Below are 8,408 nucleotides of genomic sequence, written 5' to 3'. Positions count from 1 at the left end.
TCCTGCGTGCGGTGCGTCACCATCACGGTTGATGGCTGCCCCTCACCCCAACCCTCTCCCACAGGGAGAGGGAGCTGCCCGGCGTTTTTTGATGAGGTTGTGCTGCTCCGGTAAGTGAGGAGTAAGTAAAACGAAAGCGAGGGTATTACACAGAAAAAACAGCGAACTCGATCGGTCCCCTCTCCCTGTGGGAGAGGGTTAGGGTGAGGGGCCTGAACTACCGCGGGACAAAATGAACGCTAATCCAATTCCACCGCTACCCCGCATTGCTACGCTGGACTGTGTACGCGGTATCGCCATCCTTGGCATTCTGTTGCTGAATATCAGCGCATTTGGCTTGCCGAAAGCCGCTTACCTTAACCCCGCCTATCTGGGTATACCTTCCACACGCGATGTCTGGACCTGGGCACTGCTGGATCTATTCGCTCAGGTCAAGTTCCTGGCCATGTTTGCTCTGCTGTTTGGTGCCGGTCTGCAACTGCTGTTACGGCGGGGCAAAGTCTGGATCCGCGCCCGGTTATCCTGGTTGGTCCTGTTTGGCCTGGGGCACGCCATTTTCTTATGGGATGGGGACATCCTGCTGGCCTACGGGCTGATCGGCCTGGTGTGTTGGCGCATGATCCGTGACGCACAGAATACCTTCACCCTGTTGAAAACCGGTGCGGTGCTGTATCTGATCGGCGTGGCGGTGTTGCTGCTGCTAGGGTTTATCTCTCACGGTGAGCCGGGCAGTTTTTGGCAGCCGAGCGTGGCCGAATTGCAGTATGAGAAATTCTGGAAGCAGCAAGGCGGGCCGGAAGCCTGGCGCAGCCGCCTGGATCTGCTCTCTTCCAGCCTGATAGCCATCGGTGCGCAGTATGGCTGGCAACTGGCCGGGCTGATGCTGTTTGGCGCAGGCATGATGCGCAGCGGTTGGCTGCGTAACAGCTATTCACCCGCTTACTACCGCCGTCAAGCCGCTTGGCTGATACCGCTTTCATTGCTGATCCAGTTGCCCGGTGTGCTGCTACAGTGGCAGTTGAATTGGGATTATCGCTGGAGCGGTTTTCTGCTGCAGGTGCCGCGTGAGTTGGGTTCGCCGCTGCAGGCTATTGGCTACCTGGCTCTGGTCTACGGTTTTTGGCCAACGCTTTCCCGCCTGCGTATCAGCCACTGGTTAACCCAGGTTGGGCGGATGGCGTTAAGCAATTACCTGCTGCAAACCCTGATTTGCAGCATGCTGTTCTATCGTTTTGGCCTCTATCAGCAGCTTGACCGTTTGCAGCTATTGGCGATCGTTCCCCTGGTGTGGCTGGCCAACCTGCTGTTTTCCACGCTGTGGCTGCATTACTTCGCACAGGGCCCGATGGAATGGCTGTGGCGCAAGCTGACTTCCCTCGCTGCAGGCGAAAGCCTACATCAGCCGACAAAATGAGATCTGGCGCAGGTAGGTTAAAAAAATGTATGTAAACGTTTTCTTTCCTGTGACGGAATTCACGCTGAGTAGGATGACAAACGGGGTAGGATAGCGCCACTGTCTACTCTGTCGACCTCGGGACGTTTCATGAATTCTGTGCATTCAACCACCATTCGCGATGTGGCGAAGCGTGCGGGTGTGTCCGTCGCTACCGTCTCGCGAGTGCTGAACAACAGTGCTATGACCAGCAAAGAGACCCGCGAACAGGTGCTGAAGGCGGTGGCGGAACTGGGTTATCGGCCAAATGCCAACGCGCAGGCATTGGCGACCCAGAGCAGTGAAACGCTGGGCGTGGTGGTGATGGATGTCTCCGATCCGTTCTTCGGCGCGTTAGTGAAAGCGGTAGACACGGTGGCGCAGCAAAACCACAAATATCTGCTGATCGGCAACAGTTACCATCAGGCAGACAAAGAGCGCCATGCCATCGAGGTATTGATCCGTCAACGCTGCAATGCCTTGATTGTTCACGCAAAAGCGTTGGGTGACGCGGAATTGATCGCCTTTATGGATCAGATACCGGGCATGGTGTTAATTAACAGAATTGTAACGGGCTATGAGCACCGCTGCGTTGGCCTGAACAATGTGTTTGGCGCTGAAGTTGCCATGCGCTTGCTGCTTTCGCAGGGGCATCAGCGGATCGGTTATCTGGGCTCCGATCACCCCATCGAAGACGGCCCGTTGCGCCAACAAGGCTATAGCCAGGCGATGGCCGCGGCAGGTTTTTCCCCGCCGGATAGCTGGCGGGCCTATGGTTCACCGGATCTGCAAGGCGGTGAAGCGGCGATGGTTGAACTGCTGGGCCGCAACCTGCACCTGAGCGCCGTGTTCGCCTATAATGACGCCATGGCAGCCGGTGCGATGGCGGTGCTGAAAGAAAACGGTATCACGGTGCCGCAGCACTTCTCGCTGGTGGGATTCGATGATATCCCCATTGCCCGCTACACCAGCCCCAAGCTGACCACCATCCGTTATCCGATCGTTTCTATGGCCACCCTGGCTACCGAGCTGGCGCTGAAGGGCGCTGCCGGGCAGCTCGAACCTCAGGCTTCACACCTGTTCATGCCGACGCTGGTACGCCGCCACTCTGTTGCGCCATGGCAAAGTGAGGCTTCGGTCACTCTCTGAACATTTAATATTGTGTAACCGTTTTCAATCTGTGAGAAAATTCACAGATTATTAACATAGTGCCGTCTATGCTCTAGTCGTTTTCCAGCGCAAAGGCTCTTGCCAGCCAAGCTTTTAATCTGGCGCTGACACAGCATCACAGGAATAACAAGCAACACGGATGACAGGAATTCATTTGAAACTGCCAGGCCCAACTGTGTGCATTGTGGGGCTTAATACCGAGTACGACCCTCTACAAACCGGAGACAGACAATGAACAAGAAGGTTTTCACCCTGGCCGCGCTGGCCGCAAGCATGATGTTTGGCGCTGCTGCGCATGCAGATACCCGTATTGGCGTCACGATTTACAAATATGACGACAACTTTATGTCGGTGGTGCGTAAGGCGATCGAGAAAGATGCCAAGGCTTCTCCGGATGTTACGCTGCTGATGAATGACTCACAGAATGACCAGTCCAAGCAGAACGACCAGATTGACGTATTGATTGCCAAAGGCGTCAAAGCGCTGGCGATCAACCTGGTGGACCCGGCTGCCGCTCCGGTGGTGATTGACAAGGCGCGCGCTAACGATATCCCGGTGGTGTTCTACAACAAAGAACCTTCTCGCAAGGCATTGGATAGCTACGACAAAGCCTATTACGTCGGTACCGACTCTAAAGAGTCTGGCGTGATCCAGGGCGAACTGATTGCCAAACACTGGAAAGCCAACTCAGCCTGGGATCTGAACAAAGACGGTCAGATCCAATATGTGCTGTTGAAAGGTGAGCCGGGCCACCCGGATGCAGAAGCGCGTACCACCTACGTGATCAAAACGCTGAATGAAAAAGGCGACAAGACTCAGCAACTGCAGATGGACACCGCGATGTGGGATACCGCTCAGGCTAAAGACAAGATGGACGCCTGGCTGTCTGGCCCTAATGCCAACAAGATCGAAGTAGTAATCGCCAACAACGACGCTATGGCCATGGGTGCGGTTGAAGCCCTGAAAGCTCATAACAAGAGCAGCATTCCGGTCTTTGGTGTCGATGCCCTGCCAGAAGCACTGGCATTGGTGAAATCCGGGGCGATGGCCGGTACCGTGCTGAACGATGCCGACAATCAGGCGAAGGCGACCTTCGATCTGGCGAAGAACCTGGCCGCGGGCAAACCTGCCGCTGACGGCACCCAATGGAAGATCGTCGATAAAATCGTGCGTATTCCTTACGTGGGCGTAGATAAAGATAACCTGTCTCAGTTTGTGAAATAAACCGAGAGAGATGGAAATGCCCCCACTGTTTTCTCAGTGGGGGAACTTATTAGAAGAACCCGTTAATTCTCCACTGCTGCCAGCCAGCTTGGGAGAGTGCCGGTTCCAGAATTAGCCAGGACTATTTATGGCCGAAAACTCTCGTGAGTGGCTATTGGAAATGACGGATATCAGTAAGTCGTTTCCCGGCGTAAAGGCATTAGACAATGTGAATTTACGCGTACGTCCAAACTCCATTCATGCATTAATGGGGGAGAACGGCGCCGGAAAATCCACCTTATTAAAATGCCTGTTTGGCATTTATAAAAAAGACTCCGGCAGTATCCTGTTTCAGGGGCAGGAGGTCGATTACAAGAGTTCCAAAGAAGCGCTGGAGCAGGGCGTTTCGATGGTGCACCAGGAACTGAACCTGGTGTTGCAACGTACCGTGATGGACAACATGTGGCTGGGGCGCTACCCCACCAAAGGGCTGTTTGTCGATCAGGACAAGATGTACCAAGACACCAAGGAAATTTTCGACGAACTGGATATCGATATCGATCCCCGCGCCAAAGTCGGCACGCTGTCGGTATCCCAGATGCAGATGATCGAAATTGCCAAGGCGTTCTCCTACAACGCTAAAATTGTGATTATGGATGAGCCAACCTCTTCTCTGACCGAGAAGGAGGTGAATCATCTGTTCACCATTATCCGTAAGCTGAAAGAGCGCGGTTGCGGCATCGTGTACATCTCGCACAAGATGGAAGAGATCTTCCAGCTGTGCGATGAGATTACCATTCTGCGCGACGGCCAATGGATCGCCACCCAGCCGCTGGAAGGGCTGGATATGGACAAGATTATCTCGATGATGGTTGGGCGCTCGCTGAGCCAGCGTTTCCCCGATCGTCAGAATACGCCGGGTGAGGTGATTTTAGAGGTGAAAGGCCTGACCTCTTTGCGCCAGCCTTCGATCCGCGATATCTCTTTCGATCTGCATCAGGGGGAGATCCTGGGCATTGCCGGGCTGGTGGGCGCCAAGCGCACCGACATTGTGGAAACCCTGTTTGGCATCCGCGAGAAGGTGGCCGGCACTATCAAGCTGCACGGTAAAAATATCAACAATAACAGTGCTAACGAAGCCATCAACCACGGTTTTGCCCTGGTGACGGAAGAGCGTCGTTCCACCGGTATTTATGCCTATCTGGATATTGGCTTTAACTCGCTGATCTCCAATATCCGTCAATACAAAAACAAGTTGGGCCTGCTGGATAACAGCCGGATGAAAAGCGATACCCAATGGGTGATCGATGCCATGCGGGTGAAAACGCCGGGCCACCATACCAATATCGGTTCGCTTTCCGGCGGTAATCAGCAAAAGGTGATCATTGGCCGCTGGCTGCTGACACAGCCGGAAATCCTGATGATGGATGAGCCAACGCGCGGTATCGACGTGGGGGCCAAATTTGAAATTTACCAGTTAATGACCGAGTTGGCGAAGAAGGGCAAGGGGATCATTATAATCTCTTCCGAAATGCCGGAGCTTTTGGGAATTACCGACAGAATATTGGTGATGAGTAATGGTCAGGTTGCGGGCATTGTGAATACCAAACAGACCTCGCAAAATGAAATATTGCGGCTAGCCTCCTTGCATCTTTAAGGATCGTAATTATGAGCGCACTGAATAAAAAAACCTTGTTCACCTATTTTAAAGAGGGTGGCATTTATCTGGTCCTGTTGGTGTTACTGGCGATTATTATTATCCAGGACCCAACCTTTTTAAGCCTGATGAACCTAAGTAATATCCTGACCCAGTCCTCGGTGCGTATTATCATTGCGCTGGGCGTGGCCGGGCTGATCGTCACGCAGGGGACAGACCTTTCCGCCGGGCGTCAGGTAGGGTTGGCCGCGGTAATTGCCGCGACCCTGCTGCAATCGATGGATAACGTCAACAAAGTGTTCCCGCAAATGGAAACCTGGTCGATCCCACTGGTGATCTTGCTGGTTTGCGCCGTGGGTGCGGTGATTGGCCTGGTTAACGGCTTGATTATCGCCTACCTTAACGTGACGCCGTTTATCACCACGTTGGGCACCATGATCATCGTTTATGGGATTAACTCCCTGTATTACGATTACGTGGGGGCTTCACCGGTGGCCGGTTTCGATCCGAAATTCTCCACCTTTGCCCAGGGGTTCTTGCGATTCGGCGACTTCAAGCTGTCGTACATCACCTTCTATGCGATTATTGCGATTATCTTTGTCTGGGTGCTGTGGAATAAAACCCGCTTTGGCAAAAATATCTTTGCCATCGGCGGTAACCCGGAGGCGGCGAAAGTCTCTGGCGTCAACGTCCCGCTGAACCTGATCATGGTCTATGCGCTGTCCGGGGTGTTCTATGCCTTTGGCGGGTTACTGGAAGCGGGCCGTATCGGTAGCGCCACCAATAACCTCGGCTTTATGTATGAGCTGGATGCTATCGCGGCCTGTGTGGTCGGCGGGGTGTCGTTTGCCGGTGGGGTAGGTACGGTGCTGGGCGTGGTGACCGGGGTGATTATTTTTACCGTCATCAACTACGGCCTGACCTATATCGGCGTGAACCCTTACTGGCAATACATTATCAAGGGCAGCATTATCATCTTCGCGGTAGCGCTGGACTCCCTGAAGTACGCCAAGAAAAAATAAGGTTGTTTTGCGCTATACGATAACGGCCAGCATCTGCTGGCCGTTTTGCTTTTGCTATGTAACACGGCAGATATGCCATCTTCGTGTTATTCCAGTCGTCGCTGTTCCCCCTCACCCCAGCCCTCTCCCCAAAAAGGAGAGGGGGCAGTACGGAGCTGCGTTCAGGCACAGGAGTTTATCTGTGGCCATGCTGCGCTCGCTTACGCATTCGGAGTTGTGGTCAGACGTCGGTGTTGTGGTCAGACGCAGGAGTTAATCTGTGGCACGCACGGTCCCCTTGTATGTTTAAAGGTACTTTAATTACCCCCCCAAAGGTGGGTAGACTTTAACCGAGTAGTACCTGACGCCACAGCCCGATTCCCCTCTGGGACAACAAGCCCGCGGGAGAGCTTATGGCGTGGCGTCAGTTTTCCTGTTAACCCGAACAGCTGCCAGGGCGGCATCAGCCAGCCCGTATCTTACAAGGCCGGGAGACTTGAAATGACTGAACATGCAACCGTCGGTATCGACATTGCCAAAGACACTTTTGACGTATACATCGACTCAACTCGTCAGCTTCTGCATCTGGATAACACACCGGAAGGCCATCAGCAGTTGCTGAGTTCGCTCTCTGTCATCACCGTTAAGCTTGTCGTGATGGAGGCGACTGGCCGATATCACTCATTGCTGGCCGCCACGCTTGAGTTGGCTGGGTTAGCCGTGGCCGTGGTCAATCCACGCCAGGTGAAAAACTTCGCTCGTGCGTTAGGGACCCTGTACAAAACCGACCCGAATGATGCCCGTGTCATCTGCGAGTTTGGCCGGAGAATGGAGCCTGAAGCCCGTCCTACGCCCGACGAACAGACGCAACGTCTGGCGGGGATGGTAACCCGTCGTCGCCAACTGGTCGATAACCGGACCATGGAGATAAACCGCTACAAAAGCTGCGATGACGTGGTGGTCTCAGCAGGTATCAAGCGGCATATCGACTGGCTGACTGCTGAAATCAGAGATGCAGATGACGACATCGACAGGCAAATAAAAGTGATGCCTCTGTGGCAGGAAAAGGCAACGTTGTTGGAGGAGGTCAAAGGTATCGGGCCGACAACGATGGCGGTGCTTCTTGCGATGTTGCCGGAGCTGGGGACGCTGAATCGGCACAAGATAAGTGCGCTGGTAGGTGTGTGTCCTTACGCCCACGACAGTGGAAAAATGAAAGGGAAGCGAAGTATCTGGGGAGGGCGAAGCGCGGTGCGTTCAGCGCTGTACATGGCGACCTTGTCAGCAGTGCGGTACAACCCAACAATCCGGGAGTTCTACGAGCGCCTGACCGGGCGTGGAAAAGCGTTCAAGGTGGCGGTGACGGCTTGTGTGAGAAAGCTGCTAACCATCCTGAATGCGATGCTACGGGATAATAAAAAATGGGTGACAAATTAATCATCACCCGTTGACTTTAAACACAGCTGCTCTCCCTTTGGGAGAGGGTTAGGGTGAGGGGCGATCGCTGAAGCGTGAGGTGAAACTCAGCTCTTCTTCTGCTGCTGCGCCTTGGCTTTTTCTGCCGCCAGTTTATGCTCCAGCTCCACCAACTGCTCCGGAGACACTGCCGGATAACCCGGTGCATCTTCCGGCACCTTATGCATTGCAGATATCGGGATCAGCGGGCCAAGGAAGCGGGGCTCACGCTTGAGAATATACAGATCGGTCAAGGCACCCAGGCGGGCAAAGATCTCGCGTACGCGCACCGTCATCATATCTTTTGGCGAAGGTACCGCATAACACTGCGCCTGGATGCCCATATGCAGGGCGATAAACAGCGCGCGCTCGCAGTGGAAACGTTGGGTGATGATGATGAAGTCGTTGGTATCGAACACTTTGCGCGTACGGACGATGGAGTCGAGAGTACGGAAACCGGCGTAGTCGAGCACGATATCGCTAGGCGCAA

The 8,408-nt window shown here is 54.0% G+C and carries 7 protein-coding genes; 6 read left to right on the top strand and 1 reads right to left on the bottom strand.

Going from position 1 to position 8,408, the window contains the following annotated elements; translation table 11 throughout:
• Nucleotides 1-232 precede the first annotated feature (232 nt).
• The 6 genes from yeiB (at nt 233) to ACLQ7H_RS26125 (ending at nt 7,900) form a co-directional block, all read left to right on the top strand.
• Nucleotides 233-1,414, top strand: a complete 1,182-nt coding sequence (gene yeiB, locus ACLQ7H_RS26150) for a DUF418 domain-containing protein YeiB (RefSeq protein ID WP_411755193.1) — start codon at nt 233-235, stop codon at nt 1,412-1,414.
• A 129-nt stretch (nt 1,415-1,543) separates the two neighbouring features.
• Nucleotides 1,544-2,581 (top strand): HTH-type transcriptional regulator GalS, encoded by a 1,038-nt coding sequence (gene galS / locus ACLQ7H_RS26145; RefSeq protein ID WP_411755192.1) that lies wholly within the window; start codon nt 1,544-1,546, stop codon nt 2,579-2,581.
• Nucleotides 2,582-2,833: 252 nt separating this feature from the next.
• On the top strand, nt 2,834-3,826 hold the full coding sequence (mglB, locus tag ACLQ7H_RS26140) for a galactose/glucose ABC transporter substrate-binding protein MglB (RefSeq protein WP_411755191.1): 993 nt from the start codon (nt 2,834-2,836) through the stop codon (nt 3,824-3,826).
• Between the two features lie 127 nt (nt 3,827-3,953).
• Nucleotides 3,954-5,462 (top strand): galactose/methyl galactoside ABC transporter ATP-binding protein MglA, encoded by a 1,509-nt coding sequence (mglA, locus tag ACLQ7H_RS26135; RefSeq protein ID WP_411755190.1) that lies wholly within the window; start codon nt 3,954-3,956, stop codon nt 5,460-5,462.
• An 11-nt stretch (nt 5,463-5,473) separates the two neighbouring features.
• Complete coding sequence (gene mglC / locus ACLQ7H_RS26130; protein WP_411755189.1) at nt 5,474-6,484, top strand: galactose/methyl galactoside ABC transporter permease MglC; 1,011 nt, start codon at nt 5,474-5,476, stop codon at nt 6,482-6,484.
• Nucleotides 6,485-6,964: 480 nt separating this feature from the next.
• Nucleotides 6,965-7,900, top strand: coding sequence for an IS110 family transposase (locus ACLQ7H_RS26125; protein WP_411755188.1), 936 nt, complete (start codon nt 6,965-6,967; stop codon nt 7,898-7,900).
• 86 nt (nt 7,901-7,986) lie between these two features.
• Here ACLQ7H_RS26125 and ACLQ7H_RS26120 read toward each other — a convergent pair.
• On the bottom strand, nt 7,987-8,408 hold a 422-nt coding region (locus tag ACLQ7H_RS26120; RefSeq protein WP_411755187.1), incomplete at its 5' end, for an ElyC/SanA/YdcF family protein.

The sequence above is a fragment of the Serratia sp. (in: enterobacteria) genome (genome assembly GCF_046715635.1).
In the GTDB taxonomy this organism is placed as follows: domain Bacteria; phylum Pseudomonadota; class Gammaproteobacteria; order Enterobacterales; family Enterobacteriaceae; genus Chania.
The sequence above is the reverse complement of the archived record's forward strand: the minus strand, read 5'-3'. Positions and strand labels throughout refer to the sequence as shown.